An 18,379-nucleotide genomic window follows, 5' to 3' on the forward strand; every position below is an offset into this window, starting at 1 on the left:
ACCCGGCCCGTCCCGCCCGGCGCCTCGCGGCGCGCGGACGGGACGGAACGCAACGGCCGGCCCGGCGGGAGAGGAGGCCGGGCCCGGCCGCCGTGGACTCACCAGTCGATGCCGATGCCCAGCTTGAAGGTCCGCGTGGGCAGTGCGATCGCGTTGGGCGTGCCCCAGAGCGGATTCTGGGGCTCGCCGGCGCCGCCGCGCCAGTCCTCGTAGCCGGCGTAGTTGGTCCAGTCGAACACGTTGAGCACGTCGAAGCGCAGCCGCAGGCGCACGTTGCTGCCGGTGTCGAACACCTTCTCCACCGCCAGGTCGACCTGCTTGAAGTCGTCGTCCGGCGTGTAGCTGGCGAAATGGCAGAAGGCCCATTCCGGCATGTTGCAGTTCTGGTAGTAGCGCGGGGTGGCATCGGACCACACGCCCTTGCCGGAGAACGTCAGCCCCAAGGGCCCGTCCCAGATGCCGGAGGCGACCACCCGGTTCTCCGGGACCTTGCCCGGGAACCAGCCGTAGTCCTCGATGAACTCGGCGTTGAACGCGCCGGGCCAGCCGTCGATCGGGCTGTTCTGCTCCGAATCGGTCCAGGTGTAGGCCAGCGTCGCGCCCCAGCCGGACGAACGCGTGTAGGGCTTCTCGAGCTTGAGGTAGACCGCATGGGTGCGCGTCTCCAGCGCGTTCTGCCCGAGGATCAGGTTGGAGAACGGGGCGAAGCCCTGGCCCCACGGCGGCGGATCGGTCGCGCCCGGCGGGTCGGGCGGGAAGAACAGCCCGTCGTCACGCCGGTTGCCGAGCAGGAACGCGATGCCGTCGTGGCTCCTGACGTAGGAGTACATGACCTCGGTGTGCCAGTCGTGGCCCCAGGCCCCGAACATGTTGCGCATGCCCAGGCCGTACTGGTCCGAATACGGCACCACCAGGTTGTTATTCATCAGGAACACTTCGCGCCCGGAACCGGCGACGGCTGTGCCGCGCAGGTAGTCCGGGTCGAGGTAGTTCGGATCCCACTCGCGGCAGATGGCACTGGTGGCGGTGTCGCACGGATGCATCGCCGTGTTGAAGTCGTAGACGTACTGGCCCCAGCTGGCCTTGGACTGCTCGTTCTGCAGGTAGTCGAACAGGTTGCGGTCGTACGAACGGCCGGCGCCGCCGAAGATCACGTGCCGCTGGTCGGCGTTGAGGTCGTACGAGAAACCGAAGCGCGGCGCCCAGTTGTTGCGGTCCGGATCGCGGTTGCCGCCGGTGCTGATGTAGTCGTTGATGTCGATGCCGGAGTTGGACAGGTTGGTGTTGGAGTTCTGCAGGGCGGTGACCACTTCCACCGGGGTCACGTAATCCTCGTAGCTGGGCGTGGTCTCCACGTCCCAGCGCACGCCCAGGTTCAGGGTCAGGTGCTCGTTGACCTCCCAGTCGTCCTGGATGTAGATGCCGAACTGGGTGTTCGCCGAACTGGCGGTGCCGTCGCCGAACCCGGCCACCGGCGCGCCGAACCGCACCTGGATCGGCACCGACAGGCTCTCGTTGATGTCGTAGTAGAACTGCGGGTTGTACCGGTTCTGCTCCAGCGTCTCCAGGTCCACGCGCTTGTACTTGATGCCCATCTTGAGCGTGTGGCCGCTCCAGCCGGTGAAGGTCAGGTCGTCCTGGAACGACCAGCCCTTCTGGCCCTTGTCCTGGTAGTTGTCGCTGCCGCCGCTGCGGACGATCAGGGTGCCGTCCCGGGACGTACCGTTGTTGCCCGTGACCAGGTAGTAGCCCGGGATGAAGTTGGCCGGTTGCGGGCTCCAGAACGCGTCCTCGTAGGTGATGTGCGCGTCGTTGAGCCAGTCGCCCGCGGTCCACTGCCAGCGCAGGTCGACCCGGGTCTCCTCGTTGGTGTTGAACGTGGCCGCCGACGGCATGCGCTCGTCGCCGACCTGGATGGTCTCGCTTTCGTCCCGGTACTTGGCGGTCAACTCGAAATAGTGGTTCTCGCCGATCAGCCAGTCGACCTTGCCGAAGTACAGGTCCTCCTTGAACGGCGAGGTGTAGGTGCCGTTCCCGAATTCGCGCTGGAACTCCTCGGGCAGTCCGCTCAGGTCGTAGCCGGCACCGAGACGGAACGTCCTCGGCGAGCTGAACTCCTTGGCCTCGTAGGCCACGAAGAAGTGCGCCACGTCCTGCGCGATCGGCCCGCCGAAGGACACGCCGTACTGCTCCTGCCTGCTTTCGGCCTTGGTCGCGCCCGGCCTGCGCTCGAAATCGGTACGGGCGCGCCAGTCGGTCATCGTGAGGTCCCAGAAGAAGCTGCCCTCGAACTGGTTGCTGCCCGAGCGGGTGGCGGCGACGACCGCGGCGCTGCTCAGCTGGTCGTACTCGGCCTTGTAGTTCTGGGTGATGACCTTGTACTCGCCGATCGCCGACTGCGGGAACGGGTTGCCGCGGCTGGTGTCCTGGCCGCTGATGCCGCCGGTGGTGACGTAGTTCTTCTGGCCCACGCCGTCGATGAACACGTTGACCGCGTTGGCGCTCTGCGCGCCCGAGCGCAGGCGGGTATTGCCGCTGGCGTCGGTGATGAACTGCACGCCCGGCACGGTGTCGGCGAAGGCGAGGAAGTTGCGGCTGTTCTGCGGCAGCGCCTCGATCTGCCGGGTGCTGATGTAGGTGGCCACTTCCGAGGTGCGCGTCTCCACCGCCGTAGCCACGACCTGCACGGTATCCAGCGTGGTCGCCTCGCCGGCCGGGCCCGTTTCCGCCACGCCGCCCACGCCGAGATTGAGCGTGGCGGTCTGTCCCACCTGCACGGTCAGTTCGCGGGTGGTGGTCTGCCCGCCGGACTGGGCCTCGATGCGGTAGGTGCCGGGCGGCAGGCCGGTGATGCTGTAGCCGCCGTTGGCGCCAGCCTGAACGCTGCGACGCAGGCCGGTGGCGGTGTTGACCACGACCACCTGCGCGTCGGACGCAGGCGCCGAATCGGCCATGACCTGGCCGCGGATGGTGGCGCCGGTGCTCTGCGCCAGTGCCGGCGCGGCCCCCAGCACCAGGCAGCCGGCCAGGGCCACCGTGAGCAGTTTGCGTACGGGCCTGCCATTGCGTTTGCCGTTCATCGATCTTCCCTCCCAGGACAGATATCGATCGGGTTGTCTATTCGGACTTCTTCGTACGCCTGGCGGCCACCGGCCGCGCCGGCGCGGCGCTGGACTGGCGCACGACCAGTTCGGGCACCAGCACATGGCGTGGTTCCAACACCGCCTCGCCGGCCTCGATCTCCACCAGCAGGCGCTTCAGGGCGTTTCCGCCGAGTTCGGCGATACTCACCCGCATCGTGGTCAACGAAGGGTGAACGAACCGCGCCAGCGGGATGTCGTCGAACCCGGCGAGCGCGATGTCGCGCGGCACTTCCAGGCCCGCCTGGGCGAAGGCGTACAGGCAACCCAGCGCCATCATGTCGTTGGCGGCGAACACCGCATCGGGGCGATCGCCCGTGTCCAGGATCGCGCGTCCGGCGCGATGGCCCGAGGCCTCGCCGAAATCACCCGGGTATTCGCTGCCGCGCGCGCCGCTCTCGCTGGCGATGGCGTCGCGGAAGCCGCGCAGGCGCTCGCGCGCATCGTGGTTGTGCTCGGGCCCGCCGATGAAGGCGAGGTGCCGGTGGCCCAGCGAGAGCAGGTGGCGGGTCATCGCCACCGCGCCGGCATGGTTGTCGATCTCGAACACCGGCCAGGCCGGCTCGTGCTGCTGGGTGCTGATCAGCACCACCGGCAGCGACTGCGGCAGGTTCTCGGCCAGGAAGCCCGGGCGCTCGGCGTAGGGCGACATCACCAGCAGCCCGTCCACCCGCCCGCGCATCGCGCGCAGCGCGGCGGCCTGCTCGTCGGGATCGCCGTGGTAGCTGGACAGCAGCAGGTGGCGCCCGGCGGCGCGCGCCCGCGAGTCGATGCCGCGGATCAGTTCGGAGAAGAATTCGCCATGCAGGTCCGGCAGCACCACGCCGATGGTCTGGGTGCTGCGGCTGCTGAGGCTGCGCGCGGCCGCGTGCGGGCTGTAGCGCAGGCGGTGGGCCACTTCCAGCACCTGCCGGCGTACCGGCTCGGCGACGTTGCTGTGTCCGTTCAGGGCACGGGACACGGTGGCCACCGAGACATTGGCCTCGCGTGCGACATCGCGGATGGTGACCGCCTGGCGTCCCATTACGCTCCTCGCCCGGTCGAGCGAGCGACCGGTGCGGCACTGTAACCGTTTTCAGAGCGCAAGGGAACCGTGGGCGAACCGGGATGATTGATAGCGCTATCAACAAGATATCCTGCATTCCTCATGTTGCAGTGCATCAAAGGCATGCCATGGTCATCGGGATCCCGCCCGGGCAACGCCGGTTCCGCAGTCGCCGGAACGACCGGCCCGGTCTGGCGCGTGGATCCGGGCCCGACCGCAGTGCATCCCCGCCGCCGGCCCGCGTGTGCTGCCGCTGGACAGCCGCCGGGGCAGCGCTTACCCTTGCCTTCACACGTTGGCCGGAAGCAGCGGCCCGCCGGACCAGGGAACGACACGGGACGCCCCGCCAAGAGGGTGCCCGCCACTCCCGGCGACCGAATCGCTGCCCCTCCCCGCCACACGCAGACGACCTCCCCGGCTGTCGGCCGCCGCCCCTTCCGCGGCGCCGGGCCTGTATTTGATGTGCTTGTATCGGCGCCCGTCCCGGCCTTCCGGCGACGTCCGCCATCGCAGGCGCAGCACGCGCCTTCCCCGCGCCGCTGCGCGCCCCCGTACCGGGCCTGGCTTCCGAGCAGATGAGTTCCGAACCCGCGCAAGACGCGACCCCGACAACGCAGCCGCCTTCGGCCCCGCAGCAGCAGGAAATGCCGCTGGCGGTAGTGCATGGGCAGCCGCTGCTGCAGATCCCGCAGGACCTGTACATCCCGCCGGACGCGCTGGAGGTGATCCTCGACGCGTTCGAGGGACCGCTGGACCTGCTGCTGTACCTGATCCGCCGGCAGAACCTGGACATCCTCGACATCCCGGTCGCCGAGATCACCCGCCAGTACGTCGACTACATCGGCGCGATGCAGGACCTGCGCTTCGAGCTGGCGGCCGAATACCTGGTCATGGCCGCGATCCTGGCCGAGATCAAGTCGCGGATGCTGCTGCCGCGGCCGGTGAGCGAGGACGGCGACGAGGCCGACCCGCGCGCCGAGCTGGTCCGCCGGCTGCAGGAGTACGAGCGCTTCAAGCAGGCCGCCGAGGACATCGACGCCCTGCCGCGCCAGGACCGCGACACCACCCCGGTGCAGGCGTTCGTGCCGGACCGCGCGGTGGTCCGGCTGCCGCCGCCGGTGGACCTGCGCGAGATGCTGCTGGCCCTGCACGACGTGCTCAAGCGCGCCGAGCTGTTCAGCGGCCACCACATCAAGCGTGAGGCGCTGAGCGTGCGCCAGCGCATGGGCGAGGTGCTGCAGCGGCTGGACGACGGCAAGTTCCACCGCTTCGAGACCCTGTTCACCGCCGAGGAAGGCAAGCTCGGGGTGCTGGTGACCTTCCTCTCGCTGCTGGAACTGGCCAAGGAGCAGTTGCTGGACATCGTCCAGGACGCACCGCTGGCACCGATCTACGTCAAGTCGCTGGCGATCGGCAACACCAACGAACCGCTGCAGTTCCACAGCGAGTTCGACGACGGCGACGCCGCCAACGAGCCGGCCGCGGGCTGACCGCCCGTGCCGCCCATCCACCAGACCCTGCGAGATCCATGGACCAGGCGCTGATCAACCGTATCGTCGAGGCCGCATTGCTGGCCGCCAACCAGCCGCTGGCGCTGGCCCAGCTGCACGCGCTGTTCCCCGAGGACGCCCCGGCGCCGCCCGGCAGCGTCGAGGCCGCGCTCGAGCAGCTGGCCGAGGCCTGCGCCGACCGTGGCGTGGAACTGGTCGAGGTCGCCTCCGGCTTCCGCTACCAGGTCAAGGCCGAGGTGCACGGCTGGGTCGCGCGGCTGTGGACCGAGCGCAAGACCAAGTACACCCGTGCCACCCTGGAGACCCTGGCGCTGATCGCCTACCGCCAGCCGATCACCCGCGGCGAGATCGAGCAGGTCCGCGGCGTGGCGGTGAGCAGCAACATCATCCAGGCGCTGGAGGAGCGCGAGTGGATCCGCGTGGTCGGCCACCGCGACGTGCCCGGCAGGCCGGCGCTGTACGGCACCACCAAGGGCTTCCTCGACTACTTCGGGCTCAAGCGCCTGGACGAACTGCCGCCGCTGTCGGAACTGAAGGACATCGGCGAACTGGAACCGCAGCTGCCGCTGGATCCGGAAGCGGCGCCGGCGCAGGCCGGCATCGCCCGCGACAACGACGACGATGCCGGTACCGCCGGCGGCCAGGACGATGCACCGCAGGCTGACGCGGCGGCGCAGGACGACAGCGTGCAATCCGGCGACGCCGGTTCGGCACCCGATGCCGCGCCGGACGTCGACGCCGGCGCGCAAGAAGACCCGGCCGGCGCCGCTGCCGGCGACGACACCAGCCCCGCATCCGTTCCCGACGACGTGGCCGACGCTGCCGACGCCGGGGAAGACACCGATACTCCCTCCCCGCCAGAGGCCGACGACGCCTCCGGCGATCCCGAAACCCAGGCCACGGAAGACACCGACGGCCGGAGCAAGATCCATGACTGATTCAACCCCCCGCAAGCCCCTCGGCAAGCTGTCGCTGAAGCGCGGCGAAGAAGCCGCCGCTCCCGCCAAGCTCGAGGAACGCCTGCACAAGGTCCTGGCCCAGGCCGGGCTCGGCTCGCGCCGCGCGCTGGAGCAGCGCATCGCCGACGGCCTGGTCAAGGTCAACGGCGAGGTCGCCCAGGTCGGCCAGAGCATCCGCAGCGGCGACCGCGTCGAGCTCGATGGCAAGGCCTTCGTCGCCTCGGCGCTGACCGAGCCTGCGCGCGTTCTGGTCTACAACAAGCCCGAGGGCGAAGTGACCACCCGCGAGGATCCCGAGGGCCGCCCGACCATCTTCGAGGCGCTGCCGCGGCTGAAGGGCGCGCGCTGGATCGCGGTCGGCCGCCTGGACATCAACACCACCGGCCTGCTGCTGCTGACCACCGACGGCGAGATCGCCAACGCGATGATGCACCCCTCGCACGAGGTCGAGCGCGAGTACGTGGTGCGCGTGCGCGCGCCGGAAGGCCAGGACAGCGTGCCGGACAACCTCGTCGACCGCCTCGCCCGCGGCGTGGCGCTGGAGGACGGCCCGGCCAAGTTCGATCGGATCGAGCGCATCGGCGGCACCAGCACACCCGGTGAGAGCCGGCACGACTGGTTCAGCGTGGTGGTCAAGGAAGGCCGCAACCGCGAAGTGCGGCGCCTGTGGGAATCGCAGGGCTGCCAGGTCAGCCGGCTCAAGCGCGTGCGCTACGGCAGCATCAGCCTGCCGCGCGAACTGCTGCGCGGCCAGTCGCAGGAACTGCCGGCGCCGCAGGTCGAAGCGCTGCGCAAGGAACTGGCGCTGGAGGACAACAGCGCCTCGACCCTGACCCTGCAGCCGGTGATCGGCCAGCGCCGCGCGGCCAAGTCGACCGTGCACGTCGGCCGCGAGCGCGGTCCCGGCCAGGCCTACGTCAACGGCCACAACACCGCCGACGAAGGCCGCGAGCTGCGCCGCTTCGACCACGTGCGCGAAGACCGCCGCGGCGGCCGCGGCGGCAAGAAGCCACATGGCGGGCTGACAGTGAGCGGCGAAATGGCAGCCAAGCAGTCGCAGAAGCCGTTCAAGCAGCGCAAGCAGAAGGGCCCCAAGCCGCTGCCGGACGGCAACCCGGCCGCGTTCCGCAGCTGGTACGTGCCCGAGGGCGTGAGCACCGGCCCCAGCGGCCACCGCAACGCCGGTCCCGGCGGCAAGCCGCGCTACGGCAAGCCGGGAGGTGGCGCTGGCGGCGGCGGCGGACAGGGCCAAGGCCAGGGCCAGGGTCCGCGCAAGAACGCCCGCCCCTACGGCCATCCCGGCAGCGCCCCGCACTTCCCGTCCGACCACGCCACCCCGGGCGGCCACCCGCAGGACCGCAATCGCGGACCGCGCGGCAACAATGCCCGCCCCGGCGGACCGCGGCCGGCCGGTCGGCCGGGCGGCGGACCGCGTCCGGGCGGCAACCGCCCCGGTGGCGCCCCGCGCGGCGGCAACCGCGGGCCGCGCGGCCAGGGCTGAGTCCCGCACGCGCGGACGCGCGACGCCATCGTGCGGGATGGACGGTCGGAAGCAGGCTTGCCAGACTGCCCGACCATGACCCTGCGACCGTGGCGTCCGCTCGCCCTCCTGCTGATGCTGCACGCGGCGCCCGCCACGTCGCAGCCGGCTCCCGTCCACTTTCCCGCGTTCGACTGCGCGCGCGCCGCATCGCCGGTGGAGAAGACGATCTGCGGCGACGCAGACCTGGCCGCGGCCGACCGGCGGATGGCGGTGCTGTACGAGGCGCTGCTGGCCAAGCAGGCCGACCGCACCGACCGCACGGCACTGCGCCGCGAACAGCGGCGCTGGCTGCGCGACGTGCGCAACCGCTGCGCCGACTACGACTGCCTGGTTGCCGCCTACCAGACGCGCAACGCGGAATTGCATCGGCGCAACCGGACGCCGCGGCAGCTGCCGCCATGGCCCACCGCACCCCTGATCGAGCGTCCCATCGCCCGGATCGACGACACCCGCGCCGAGCGCAGGCTGGACCTGCGCAGCGCGGTGCCGCGGCGCCTGCAGCTGGAGCTGCACGTCGACCCGGACGATCATCTTGACTGGACCCTGCCGGGACCGCGGGTGCTGCTTGAATGCACCGATCCCGGTCACCGCGACGGTTATGCCCCCGACTTCCGGCATCAGGCCATGGCCTACGGCGTGGAGTTCACTCCGGTTTGGCGCGCGCTCGCCGCGGCCGGTGAAGAATCCACGGACCCTGCTGTGGCGGAGCGCACCTCACCGCAGCGGGCCTACGGCTTCATCCTGCTGGAACTGGAACTGGGCCGGGACCTGCCGCTGGACCAGGACATCCGCTGCATGGCCGTGTTCACCGAATGGCTGCTCGAGCGGCCGAGCACGCTGTACCTGGTGGACGCCGCCGGCCGCTGAAGGCGGACGCAGCGGCGACGCCCGCGCCCGGGTTCAGCGCGGCTCGATCACGAAGTTGCCGAACGCCACGCCCAGGTCCCAGCCCTTGCCGGTGCCGGCCAGGGCCAGCGAGACCTCGCCCTTGGTCATCACCTGCGCCTTGCTCGACTTGACCGCGCCGGCGTGGGCCTCGGCGGCGGCGTAGGTGCCCAGCGTCTCGCGGATATTGGCAACGCCGGAGAACTCGCCGACGCCGTTCTCGATCCTGGACTTGCCGAAGGTGATGCCGCCGCCCTTGGCGCTGATGCTCACCGGCAGGCGGCTGCCGTCGTCGCAGCTGATCGTGCCGGAGCCCTTGGCGGTCTTGTAGAACGCCGACCAGCCGGACAGGTTGAAGTCCAGCCGGCAATCGACGTCGCCGGCCGCGTGGGCGCTCGGTATGGCGGCCAGGACGAGCAGGCCGGGCAGCGCGATGCGCAGGGACGTGCTCCGCAGGAAACGGGACATGACGACCTCCAGCTGGCGTTGCAAAGGATGGCGCCGAGCATATAGCAGCCCGCGGGGCGGCGGCGTCCGCTGCGCCGCCGGCGGTTCAGCGGCCGTGCGGCAGGTGTTGGCGGGTCCACTGCACGATCGCCTGCAGCGGCATGGCGCCTGCCTGCCGCGCCAGTTCGCGGCCTTGCAGGAACAGGGCCAGGGTCGGGATGCTGCGGATGCCGAAGCGCGCGCCCAGCGCCGGCTCGGCCTCGGTGTCGACCTTGGCCAGGCGCAGCTGCGGCTCCAGCAGCGCGGCGGCCTGGGCGTAGGCCGGCGCCATCGTCCGGCACGGGCCGCACCACGGCGCCCAGAAGTCGACCAGCAGCGGCAGATCCGAGCGCTGCGCGTGCGCGTCGAAGCCGGCGCCGGTCAGCGCGAACGGTTCGCCCGGAAACAGCCGCGCGCGGCAGCGGCCGCAGACCGGGTTGTCGCCGAGCCGCGCGGCGGGCACGCGGTTGAGCGCGTTGCATTGCGGGCAGGCGAGCTGCAGGGGATCGGCGGCCATGCCTGGGTTCCGGTCGCGGGAGGCGTACAGCATCGCGCAATCCGCGTCGGCCCGTGCCAGGAATATCGTCGTCGCAGCGCGCGGGTGCCGCCCGCGGCCCCCTCCATCGGACCACGACTCGTCCGTCGTCCCGGCGAACGCCGGGACCCAGTGACTTCAGGCTGGCCAGGCGCGGATCGAGTGCGCAAGACGCCGGGTCCCGGCGTTCGCCGGGACGACGGGAGAGAGACACCCGCTTCAGCGCCCCCGGTCTCCGCCGATGCCTGCTTCTGCCGGAAAAGGCCTCAGCGCAGCTCGAAGGCGTCGGCGTCGAGCATCGCCGGGAAGCGTTCGCGGTGCGCGGCCAGCGCCGCGGCCGACAGCGTGGTGGTCAGCACCTGCTCGCTGCCGTGCGTTTCCACCTGCGGCTGCCCGAGGAAGTCGATCACCGCGCTGTCGCCGTCGTAGGCCAGGCCGTTGCCATCGGTGCCGACACGGTTGACCGCGGCCACGTAGCACAGGTTCTCGATCGCCCGCGCGCGCAGCAGCGTCTTCCAGGCGTGGGCGCGCGGCGCCGGCCAGTTGGCAACGAAGATCTGCAGGTCGAAGTCCAGCTGCCCGGGCCGTTCGACGTCATAGCGGTTGCGGCAGAACACCGGGAAGCGCAGGTCGTAGCAGACCTGCGGATTGATCCGCCAGCCCTTCCATTCAACCCCCAGCCGCTCGCGGCCGGCGGCGTAGCGCTTGTGCTCGCCGGCGTAGCGGAACAGGTGGCGCTTGTCGTAGTGCGCCAGGGCGCCGTCCGGCGTCGCCCACAGCAGCCGGTTGAATACCTTCGAGGCGCCGGCCGCGTCCGGCGTGCGCAGCTGCACGCTGCCGGTCACCGCCGCATCCAGGCGGCGGGCCTGCTCGCGGATCCATGCCACCGTCGGCCCGTCCATGCCTTCGGCCTGGTCGATCGCGTCGTTGGAGAAACCGCTGGTGAAGGTCTCCGGCAGTACCACCAGGTCGGTCGTGCCGGCCAGCGGCGCGACCAGCGCGGCGTAGTAGTCGCGGTTGGCCGCCGGGTCGTGCCAGCGGGTGTCGCCCTGGACCAGGGAGATGCGCAGGTCCTGCATCGCTTGGTTCTCCATCACAGCGCCCGCAGCCGCTCGATCGCCGCGTCCAGCGTGGCCTCGTTCTTGGCGAAGCACAGCCGCGCCAGGCGCTGGCCCGGCGGCGGATTTTCGTAAAACGGCGACAGCGGGATCGCGGCCACGCCCTTCTCCACGGTCAGCCATTTCGCGAATTCGTGATCCGGCAGGTCGCTCACCGCCGAATAGTCCACCAGCTGGAAATAGCCGCCCGGCACCGGCAGCGGCTTGAGCCGGGTGCCCGACAGCTGTTCGCGGAAGCGGTCGCGCTTGGCCTGGTAGAAGGCGCCGAGTTGCTCGTCGTGCTCGGGTTCGTCGCGGATCATCGCCGCGAACGCGTGCTGGGCCGGGGCGAAGGTGCAGAACACGTTGTACTGGTGGACCTTGCGGAATTCCTGGGTCAAGGCCGGCGGCGCGATCGCGTAGCCGACCTTCCAGCCGGTGCAGTGGTAGGTCTTGCCGAAGCTGGAGACGACGAAGGCGCGCTCGCGCAGCTCCGGCCAGCGCAGCACCGATTCGTGGCGGCGGCCGTCGAACACGATGTGCTCGTAGACCTCGTCCGAGACCAGGTAGATACCGGTGCCGCGCAGGAGATCGGCCAGCGCGCGCATGTCGTCGGCCGACAGCATCGCCCCGGACGGGTTGTGCGGGCTGTTGATCATCAGCAGGCGGGTACGCGGCGTGATCACCGCCCGCACCCGGTCCCAGTCCACCGCGAAGGTCCACGGGTCCAGCGGCACGTGCACTGCGCGCGCGCCGGCCAGGTCGATCGCCGGCTCGTAGCAGTCGTAGGCCGGGTCGAGCACGATCACTTCCTCGCCCGGGCGCACCACGCAATGGATCGCGTTGAAGATCGCCTCGGTGGCGCCGCTGGTCACCGTGACCTCGGCATCCGGATCGACGGTGGCGCCGTAGCAGCGCAGCGCCTTGCCGGCGATAGCCTGGCGCAGCACCGGCACGCCGGTCATCGGCGCGTACTGGTTGTGGCCGGCGCGCATGGCCACGTCGAGCTCGTCGACCAGACGCTGCGGCACCGCGAAGTCGGGGAAGCCCTGTCCCAGGTTCACCGCGCCGTGCTCGGCGGCCAGCTGCGACATCACGGTGAAGATGGTGGTGCCCACCTTGGGCAGCTTGGTCTGCGGGGTCGGCAGCGGCATCGCGGTTCCGGCGTCGGGGGTTCGGAGGCCGGAGTGTACGCAATGGCGGTGGCCGGGGATGATGGGTCATGGCGCAAAACAGCATTCCCTCCGGCGCACCTTCGACCCAGGCGCTGCTCGAGGCCTACCTGGCCGCGGTCTACCGGGTGGAGCTGGACGACGGCACGACGCTGCCGCTGCATGTCGGCCAGCCGGCGCCGGCCGCGCTAGAACGGGCGATGCCGGCGACGGCATGGACGCTGGTCACCGCGTGGAATCCGCAATCGGTGCCGCGTTCGGGAGCGGCCAACGACGCCGCCGACGCCATGCTGCGGGCCGAGCTGGATGCGCTGGGACTGGCGAAGCTGCGCGCCGGCGGCGGCAGCGACGATGGCGACTGGGAGGAACGCGGCTGGCTGGTGGCCGGGCTGGACGCCGCCGCGGCCGACGCCCTCGCCCGCCGCTACGGCCAGGCCGGCATCCTGCACTGGGCGCAGGGCCAGCCGGTGCGGCTGCGCATGTACCGCCCGCGGCCGGGCGGAGACGCCACTCCGCACGTCGACTGGCCGTTGTTGTAGGAGCCGGGTTCAGCCGGCGACACGACGCCGTGGCACAGGCGACTCCCTCGTATTCCCGACGCCCGTGTCGCCGGCTGAACCCGGCTCCTACAACGACGCGGGAATCCGCCAATCGGGCATCTCCAGCAGCCATGACCCTTGGCGTGGCGGTGCCGCCGCCACAGCCGCCGCTACAATGCGCGCCAATGACCGACGCCGCCCATTCCCCGCTGCTGGCCGCCCGTGGCCTGGCGTTCGCCCGCAACGAGGAGCCGGTGTTCGGCCCGCTCGATTTCGCGGTGGACGCCGGCGAGGCGCTGCTGGTCCAGGGCAGCAACGGCTCGGGCAAGACCACCCTGCTGCGGGTGCTGGCCGGGTTGCTGCGCGCGGATTCCGGCCGGGTCGAGATCGACGGCCGCCCCGCCGCGCCAGCCTTGCGCGCGCACGCGATCGCCTACCTCGGCCACCTGCCGGCGCTGAAGGGCGAATTATCGGTGCTGGAGAACCTGGAGTTCCTCTGCGGCCTGCACGGCCGCCGCCCGCGCCAGCTGACGGGCGACGCGCTGGCCATCGTCGGCCTGGCCGGCTACGAGGACGCGCCGGCGCGGCAGCTGTCGGCCGGACAGAAGAAGCGCGTCACCCTGGCGCGGATGTGGCTGTCGCCGGCACCGCTGTGGCTGCTCGACGAGCCCTACGCCAACCTCGACCTGGAAGGCATCAACCTGGTCAACCGGATGATTTCGGCGCACCTGCGCGACGGCGGCGCCGCGCTGGTCACTACCCACGGCGCCTACGCCGCGCCGCCGGTGCGCACGCGCATGCTGGAACTGGGAGCGGCGGCATGATCCATGGCATCCGCCGCAGGACGGCAGCCGGCGTTCATGGCCGGGGGACCGCGCGCGGTGCGGCCATTGACCGGCATGCGCACCGCTGCCCGGCCGTGGCGCGCCCGCGTGGCCGCGGCGCGGCGGGAGCACGCCGATGAGCGCCACGCCTTCCCTGCTCCAGGCCGCCCGCGCCCTGCTCCTGCGCGATCTGCGCCTGGTCTGGCGCCGGCGCGGCGACGCGCTGCAGCCCGCGCTGTTCGCGCTCCTGGTGGTGGTGATGTTCGCCTTGGCGCTGGGCGGCGGGCGCCAGGTGCTGCGCGATTTCGTCGCCCCCTACGCGGTCTGGGTGGCGGTGCTGCTGGCCGGCCTGCTGTCGCTGGACAGCCTGTTTCGTGGCGACGCCGAGGATGGCTCGCTGGAGCAATGGATCCTGGCGCCGGTACCGTTGGCCTGGCTGGTGGCGGTGCGCACGTTCGGCCACTGGCTGACCACCGCGGTGCCGCTGCTGCTGGTGGTGCCGGTGCTGGGCGAGTTCCTGTACCTGCCGCGGGCGCAGCTGCCACTGCTGATGCTGACCCTGCTGCTGGGCACGCCGGTGCTGAGCCTGCTCGGCGCGGTGGTGGCGGCGCTGACCGTGGGCCTGAAGCGCTCCGGCATCCTGGTGGCGCTGCTGGCGCTGCCGCTGTACGTGCCGGTGCTGGTGTTCGGCGCCGGCAGCGTGGCAGCCGCCGCGCAGGGGTTGGACCCGACCGGGGCGCTGCTGCTGATGGCGGCGATGCTGGTGGCGTCGGCGGCGCTGGCGCCGCTGGCGGCGGCCGCGGCGATCCGGATCGCGCAGGGTTGAGACCGGCATCGGCGCGCCGCTTTCTGTTTCCGCCACGCCTGCCTTTGCGGCTTCTTGTAGGAGCCGGGTTCAGCCGGCGACACGACGCCCTGGCACAGGCGACTCCCTCGTATTCCCGACGCCCGTGTCGCCGGCTGAACCCGGCTCCTACCAACAGCGATGCCGTCCAGCGCTGCAAGCCTGGCTTGCGTCAGATCAATGCGTCCGCCGCCCCCGCATGGACAATGCACACGATCCACCAGTGGCTGAATCCGCAGCGCCACGCGGGCGATATCCCGCGCCTCCTGAACAAGCCGGGGTCCGGTTCGCTTGGCGCGGGGGGCCGAGTCTGAAAAAATGCACCATTCCTGCCCGTCCAGCCTGACCGGCCCGCCGTCCACACGGCCAGCCGGCGCCATCCAGCGAGCAATGCGACCTGCCCCATGAACCCGGTGATCCGCTGGTTCCACCTCCTCGGCTCGCCGCCGTACTTCGACCGCTTCGCCGCGCGCTGGGCGCCGTGGTGCTGGCTGGCAGCGGTCCTGGTGATGGGCGTGGGCCTGTGGCAGGCGCTGTTCGTGGTCCCGGCCGACTACCAGCAGGGCGACAGCGCGCGGATCCTCTACATCCACGTGCCGGCGGCCTGGATGAGCCTGTTCGTGTTCGCGCTGATGGCGCTGTACGCGGCCATCGCCCTGGTCTGGCGGATCAAGCTGTGCGAGATCCTGGCCATGGCCTGCGCGCCGATCGGCGCGGCCTTCACCGTCATCACCCTGGCCACCGGCTCGATCTGGGGCAAGCCGATGTGGGGCACCTGGTGGGACTGGGATCCGCGCCTGACCACCGAGCTGATCCTGCTGTTCCTGTACCTGGGCGTGATCGGCCTGTACCACGCCGGCGACGACCGCCGCGCCTCGGCGCGCGCCGCCGGGCTGCTGGCGATCGTCGGCGTGGCCCTGCTGCCGATCATCCGCTACTCGGTGGAATGGTGGGACTCGCTGCACCAGGGCCAGACCATCCGCGTGTTCGGCCAGTCCAGCCTGGACCCGAGCATGATGGCGCCGCTGTGGTGGATGGTGATCGGCACCAAGTTCTGGTTCGCCGGCTCGCTGCTGGCGCGCGCGCGCGCCGACAACCTGCGCCGCGAGTCCGGCAAGGACTGGGTGCGCAAGCTGGCCGAGGACGCCGCATGAGCTACCTGCCCTACGTGATCGGCGCCTACGCGGTGTTCGTGCTGGTCTTCCTGTGGGATTTCCTCGCCCCGCGCCTGCAGGTGCGGCGCGAACTGCGTGCCGCGCGCCTGCGCGCGCGCCGCGAACGCAAGCCGGCCGACCCGGCCGTGGAACTGAGCCGATGAACCCGACCCGTCGCCGCCGCCTGCTGTTCGTGGCCCTGCTGGTGCTGGCCTCCGCGGCGGCCACCGCGCTGGTGGCCATGGCCCTGCAGCGCAACGTCGCCTACCTGTACACCCCGGCCGAGGTGCTGCGCGGCGACGCCGGCGCCCAAGTTGTTTCAGGGCAGGCCCGCTTCCGCCTCGGCGGCATGGTCGAGAAGGACTCGTTCGCGCGCGCGCCCGGTTCGATGGACGCGCACTTCCGGGTCACCGACGGCGATGCCCAGCTGCCGGTGGTCTATACCGGGATCCTCCCGGACCTGTTCCGCGAGGGCCAGGCGGTGGTCGCCACCGGGCGCATGGAGAACGGCGTGTTCGTCGCCGAGAACGTGCTGGCCAAGCACGACGAGAACTACATGCCCAAGGAAGTGGCCGACAAGATGGGCATCGCGCACCAGAAGCACGAGGTGCAGGTGCCGGCGACGACGGAGGCCGCGCCTTGACGGCGCCGCCGCGGGCCGGCAGCGACGGCCACGGGCGCGCGCATGCCTGGCTTGCCAACGGAGGCGGCGATGCTGCCTGAATTGGGCCAGGTCCTGCTGGCCCTGGCGCTGCTGGTGGCCATGCTGCAGACCGTTCTGCCGCTGGCCGGCGCACAGCGCGGCAACGCCGCATGGATGGCGGTTGCCCGACCGACCGCCTATGCCCAGCTGCTGCTGCTGGCCGGCGCGTTCGCGATCCTGACCTGGGCCTTCGTGGTCCAGGATTTCTCGGTCAAGTACGTGGCCGAGAACTCCAACACGCTGCTGCCGATGATGTACCGGTACTCGGCGGTGTGGGGCGCGCACGAGGGGTCGCTGCTGCTGTGGGCGCTGGTGCTGGCCCTGTGGACCGGCGCGGTGGCCCGGTTCTCGCGCGCGCTGCCGGCGCCGGTGGTGGCGCGCGTGCTCGGGGTGATGGGCGTGGTTGCGGTCGGCTTCATCGCCTTCCTGATCTTCACCTCCAATCCGTTCACCCGCCTGCTGCCGGCGCCGCTCGAGGGCCGCGACCTCAACCCGCTGCTGCAGGACCCGGGCCTGATCATCCATCCGCCGATGCTGTACTTCGGCTACGTCGGCTTCGCCGTACCGTTCGCCTTCGCCATCGCCGCGCTGCTGGACGGGCGCATGGACGCGCGCTGGCTGCGCTGGACCCGGCCCTGGACGAACGTGGCCTGGGCGTTCCTGACCCTGGGCATCGCTCTGGGCAGCTGGTGGGCCTACTACGAGCTGGGCTGGGGCGGCTGGTGGTTCTGGGACCCGGTGGAGAACGCCAGCTTCATGCCGTGGCTGGCCGGCGCGGCGCTGATCCACTCGCAGGCGGTCACCGAGAAGCGCGGCAGCTTCGGCGGCTGGACCCTGCTGCTGGCCATCGCCGCGTTCTCGCTGTCGCTGCTGGGCACCTTCCTGGTCCGCTCGGGCGTGCTGACCAGCGTGCACGCCTTCGCCGCCGATCCCTCGCGCGGCCTGTTCATCCTGGTGTTCCTGTCGGCCGTGGTCGGCGCCTCGCTGCTGCTGTTCGCGCTGCGCGCCGGGCGGCTGGCGCCGGGCGCCGGCTTTCAGCCGGCCTCGCGCGAGACCCTGCTGCTGCTCAACAACCTGCTGCTGGCCAGCGCCTGCGCGATGGTCCTGCTCGGCACCCTGTACCCGCTGCTGGCCGACGCGCTGGACATGGGCAAGATCTCGGTCGGCCCGCCCTACTTCGGCCTGCTGTTCTTCGTGCTGATGGCGCCGCTGGTGGCACTGGTGCCATTCGGCCCGCTGACCCGCTGGCAGCGCGACCAGCCCTCGCGGGTACTGGCGCTGCTGCTGCCGTGGCTGGGCGTCGCCCTGGGCCTTGGCGTGGCCGCGTACTTCACCGCGCCGCAGGGTGCGTGGAAGACCGCGCTGGGCGTGGCCGGCGCGGCCTGGGTCGGCTTCGGCACGCTGCGCTTCGTCTGGGAGCGGCTGCGCAACGGCGGGCGCCTGACCGCCGAAATGTGGGGCATGACCCTGGCCCACCTGGGCATCGGCGTGTTCCTGGCCGGCGCGCTGCTGGTGGAGGCGCAGAACGTGCAGCGCGAGGTCGCGCTCAAGCCGGGGCAGTCGCTGCAGGTCGGCCGCTACGTCTTCGAGTTCCAGGGCGTGGACCAGATCCAGGGCCCGAACTACCTGGCCGACCGTGGCCACGTGCAGGTGCTGCGCAACGGCCGCGAGCTGGCGCTGCTGCACCCGGAGAAGCGCGCCTACGCCAGCGGCGGCCAGGTGATGACCGAGGCCGGCATCCGCCCGGGCCTGACCGGCGACGTCTACGTGGCCCTTGGCGAGGCGCTGGGCGACGATGCCTGGGCGGTGCGCGTGCACCTCAAGCCGTTCGTGCGCTGGATCTGGGCCGGAGCGCTGCTGATGGCGCTGGGCGGCCTGGTGGCCGCGGCCGACCGCCGTTTCCGCCGACTCCCGCAGGAGACATCTCCATGAGTAGCTGCGC

Annotated in this window: 17 protein-coding genes; 11 read left to right on the forward strand and 6 right to left on the reverse strand. The window is 71.1% G+C overall.

Annotated features, from left to right (window positions below; all coding sequences use genetic code 11):
• Positions 1-98 precede the first annotated feature (98 nt).
• Together WQ53_RS00920 and WQ53_RS00925 are read right to left on the reverse strand one after the other, a co-directional pair.
• A complete protein-coding gene (locus tag WQ53_RS00920) occupies positions 99-3,080 on the reverse strand; it encodes a TonB-dependent receptor (protein ID WP_052629585.1) in 2,982 nt (993 codons plus the stop codon).
• A gap of 37 nt (positions 3,081-3,117) precedes the next feature.
• Positions 3,118-4,164, reverse strand: a complete 1,047-nt coding sequence (locus WQ53_RS00925) for a LacI family DNA-binding transcriptional regulator (protein WP_052629586.1) — start codon at positions 4,162-4,164, stop codon at positions 3,118-3,120.
• Positions 4,165-4,760: 596 nt separating this feature from the next.
• Between WQ53_RS00925 and WQ53_RS00930 the strand changes: the two genes are divergently transcribed.
• The 4 genes from WQ53_RS00930 (at position 4,761) to WQ53_RS00945 (ending at position 9,065) form a co-directional block, all read left to right on the forward strand.
• Positions 4,761-5,675, forward strand: coding sequence for a segregation and condensation protein A (locus tag WQ53_RS00930; RefSeq protein WP_052629587.1), 915 nt, complete (start codon positions 4,761-4,763; stop codon positions 5,673-5,675).
• Between the two features lie 38 nt (positions 5,676-5,713).
• On the forward strand, positions 5,714-6,634 hold the full coding sequence (gene scpB, locus WQ53_RS00935) for an SMC-Scp complex subunit ScpB (protein WP_052629588.1): 921 nt from the start codon (positions 5,714-5,716) through the stop codon (positions 6,632-6,634).
• A complete protein-coding gene (locus WQ53_RS00940; RefSeq protein ID WP_052629589.1) occupies positions 6,627-8,156 on the forward strand; it encodes a pseudouridine synthase in 1,530 nt (509 codons plus the stop codon). Before scpB ends, WQ53_RS00940 begins: the two co-directional genes overlap by 8 nt.
• 75 nt (positions 8,157-8,231) lie before the next feature.
• Positions 8,232-9,065, forward strand: coding sequence for a lysozyme inhibitor LprI family protein (locus WQ53_RS00945; protein ID WP_052629590.1), 834 nt, complete (start codon positions 8,232-8,234; stop codon positions 9,063-9,065).
• A 33-nt stretch (positions 9,066-9,098) separates the two neighbouring features.
• On the opposite strand, the gene WQ53_RS00950 is transcribed toward WQ53_RS00945, so the two are convergent.
• The 4 genes from WQ53_RS00950 to WQ53_RS00965 all read right to left on the reverse strand — a co-directional run bounded on the left by WQ53_RS00950 (position 9,099) and on the right by WQ53_RS00965 (position 12,355).
• The gene (locus WQ53_RS00950) at positions 9,099-9,551 is read right to left on the reverse strand and encodes a hypothetical protein (protein WP_052633819.1); all 453 of its coding nucleotides are present in this window, start codon (positions 9,549-9,551) and stop codon (positions 9,099-9,101) included.
• An 85-nt stretch (positions 9,552-9,636) separates the two neighbouring features.
• On the reverse strand, positions 9,637-10,086 hold the full coding sequence (trxC, locus tag WQ53_RS00955) for a thioredoxin TrxC (RefSeq protein ID WP_052633821.1): 450 nt from the start codon (positions 10,084-10,086) through the stop codon (positions 9,637-9,639).
• 284 nt (positions 10,087-10,370) lie between these two features.
• Positions 10,371-11,183, reverse strand: coding sequence for an amidohydrolase (locus WQ53_RS00960; protein WP_052633823.1), 813 nt, complete (start codon positions 11,181-11,183; stop codon positions 10,371-10,373).
• Between the two features lie 14 nt (positions 11,184-11,197).
• Positions 11,198-12,355, reverse strand: a complete 1,158-nt coding sequence (locus tag WQ53_RS00965; protein WP_052629591.1) for a pyridoxal phosphate-dependent aminotransferase — start codon at positions 12,353-12,355, stop codon at positions 11,198-11,200.
• Between the two features lie 68 nt (positions 12,356-12,423).
• Here WQ53_RS00965 and WQ53_RS00970 point away from each other — a divergent pair, with 68 nt between their 5' ends.
• From WQ53_RS00970 to WQ53_RS01000, 7 genes are all read left to right on the forward strand, one after another.
• The gene (locus WQ53_RS00970) at positions 12,424-12,912 is read left to right on the forward strand and encodes a DUF3293 domain-containing protein (RefSeq protein ID WP_052629592.1); all 489 of its coding nucleotides are present in this window, start codon (positions 12,424-12,426) and stop codon (positions 12,910-12,912) included.
• Positions 12,913-13,097: 185 nt separating this feature from the next.
• Positions 13,098-13,736: a heme ABC exporter ATP-binding protein CcmA gene (ccmA, locus tag WQ53_RS00975; protein WP_052629593.1), complete on the forward strand. Its 639-nt coding sequence runs from the start codon at positions 13,098-13,100 to the stop codon at positions 13,734-13,736.
• Positions 13,737-13,872: 136 nt separating this feature from the next.
• A complete protein-coding gene (gene ccmB / locus WQ53_RS00980; RefSeq protein WP_052629594.1) occupies positions 13,873-14,562 on the forward strand; it encodes a heme exporter protein CcmB in 690 nt (229 codons plus the stop codon).
• Between the two features lie 422 nt (positions 14,563-14,984).
• The gene (locus WQ53_RS00985; protein WP_052629595.1) at positions 14,985-15,734 is read left to right on the forward strand and encodes a heme ABC transporter permease; all 750 of its coding nucleotides are present in this window, start codon (positions 14,985-14,987) and stop codon (positions 15,732-15,734) included.
• Positions 15,731-15,898, forward strand: a complete 168-nt coding sequence (ccmD, locus tag WQ53_RS00990) for a heme exporter protein CcmD (RefSeq protein WP_052629596.1) — start codon at positions 15,731-15,733, stop codon at positions 15,896-15,898. Before WQ53_RS00985 ends, ccmD begins: the two co-directional genes overlap by 4 nt.
• Positions 15,895-16,377, forward strand: coding sequence for a cytochrome c maturation protein CcmE (ccmE, locus tag WQ53_RS00995; RefSeq protein ID WP_052629597.1), 483 nt, complete (start codon positions 15,895-15,897; stop codon positions 16,375-16,377). Before ccmD ends, ccmE begins: the two co-directional genes overlap by 4 nt.
• A gap of 69 nt (positions 16,378-16,446) precedes the next feature.
• Entirely contained in the window at positions 16,447-18,369 is a 1,923-nt protein-coding gene (locus WQ53_RS01000) for a heme lyase CcmF/NrfE family subunit (protein WP_052629598.1), read from the forward strand.
• The last annotated feature ends 10 nt before the right edge of the window (positions 18,370-18,379 follow it).

Origin of the sequence: Pseudoxanthomonas suwonensis, assembly GCF_000972865.1 — a bacterium.
Lineage (GTDB): Bacteria > Pseudomonadota > Gammaproteobacteria > Xanthomonadales > Xanthomonadaceae > Pseudoxanthomonas > Pseudoxanthomonas suwonensis_B.

Bases quoted from the DNA above. Each gene is read 5' to 3' on its own strand.
- WQ53_RS00945 (WP_052629590.1), top strand. From the start codon at position 8,232: ATGACCCTGCGACCGTGGCGTCCGCTCGCCCTCCTGCTGATGCTGCAC.
- trxC (WP_052633821.1), bottom strand. From the start codon at position 10,086: ATGGCCGCCGATCCCCTGCAGCTCGCCTGCCCGCAATGCAACGCGCTC.
- WQ53_RS00960 (WP_052633823.1), bottom strand. From the start codon at position 11,183: ATGCAGGACCTGCGCATCTCCCTGGTCCAGGGCGACACCCGCTGGCAC.
- WQ53_RS00965 (WP_052629591.1), bottom strand. From the start codon at position 12,355: ATGCCGCTGCCGACCCCGCAGACCAAGCTGCCCAAGGTGGGCACCACC.
- scpB (WP_052629588.1), top strand. From the start codon at position 5,714: ATGGACCAGGCGCTGATCAACCGTATCGTCGAGGCCGCATTGCTGGCC.
- ccmA (WP_052629593.1), top strand. From the start codon at position 13,098: ATGACCGACGCCGCCCATTCCCCGCTGCTGGCCGCCCGTGGCCTGGCG.
- ccmB (WP_052629594.1), top strand. From the start codon at position 13,873: ATGAGCGCCACGCCTTCCCTGCTCCAGGCCGCCCGCGCCCTGCTCCTG.
- ccmE (WP_052629597.1), top strand. From the start codon at position 15,895: ATGAACCCGACCCGTCGCCGCCGCCTGCTGTTCGTGGCCCTGCTGGTG.
- WQ53_RS00920 (WP_052629585.1), bottom strand. From the start codon at position 3,080: ATGAACGGCAAACGCAATGGCAGGCCCGTACGCAAACTGCTCACGGTG.
- WQ53_RS00925 (WP_052629586.1), bottom strand. From the start codon at position 4,164: ATGGGACGCCAGGCGGTCACCATCCGCGATGTCGCACGCGAGGCCAAT.
- ccmD (WP_052629596.1), top strand. From the start codon at position 15,731: ATGAGCTACCTGCCCTACGTGATCGGCGCCTACGCGGTGTTCGTGCTG.
- WQ53_RS00930 (WP_052629587.1), top strand. From the start codon at position 4,761: ATGAGTTCCGAACCCGCGCAAGACGCGACCCCGACAACGCAGCCGCCT.
- WQ53_RS00940 (WP_052629589.1), top strand. From the start codon at position 6,627: ATGACTGATTCAACCCCCCGCAAGCCCCTCGGCAAGCTGTCGCTGAAG.
- WQ53_RS00985 (WP_052629595.1), top strand. From the start codon at position 14,985: ATGAACCCGGTGATCCGCTGGTTCCACCTCCTCGGCTCGCCGCCGTAC.
- WQ53_RS01000 (WP_052629598.1), top strand. From the start codon at position 16,447: ATGCTGCCTGAATTGGGCCAGGTCCTGCTGGCCCTGGCGCTGCTGGTG.
- WQ53_RS00970 (WP_052629592.1), top strand. From the start codon at position 12,424: ATGGCGCAAAACAGCATTCCCTCCGGCGCACCTTCGACCCAGGCGCTG.
- WQ53_RS00950 (WP_052633819.1), bottom strand. From the start codon at position 9,551: ATGTCCCGTTTCCTGCGGAGCACGTCCCTGCGCATCGCGCTGCCCGGC.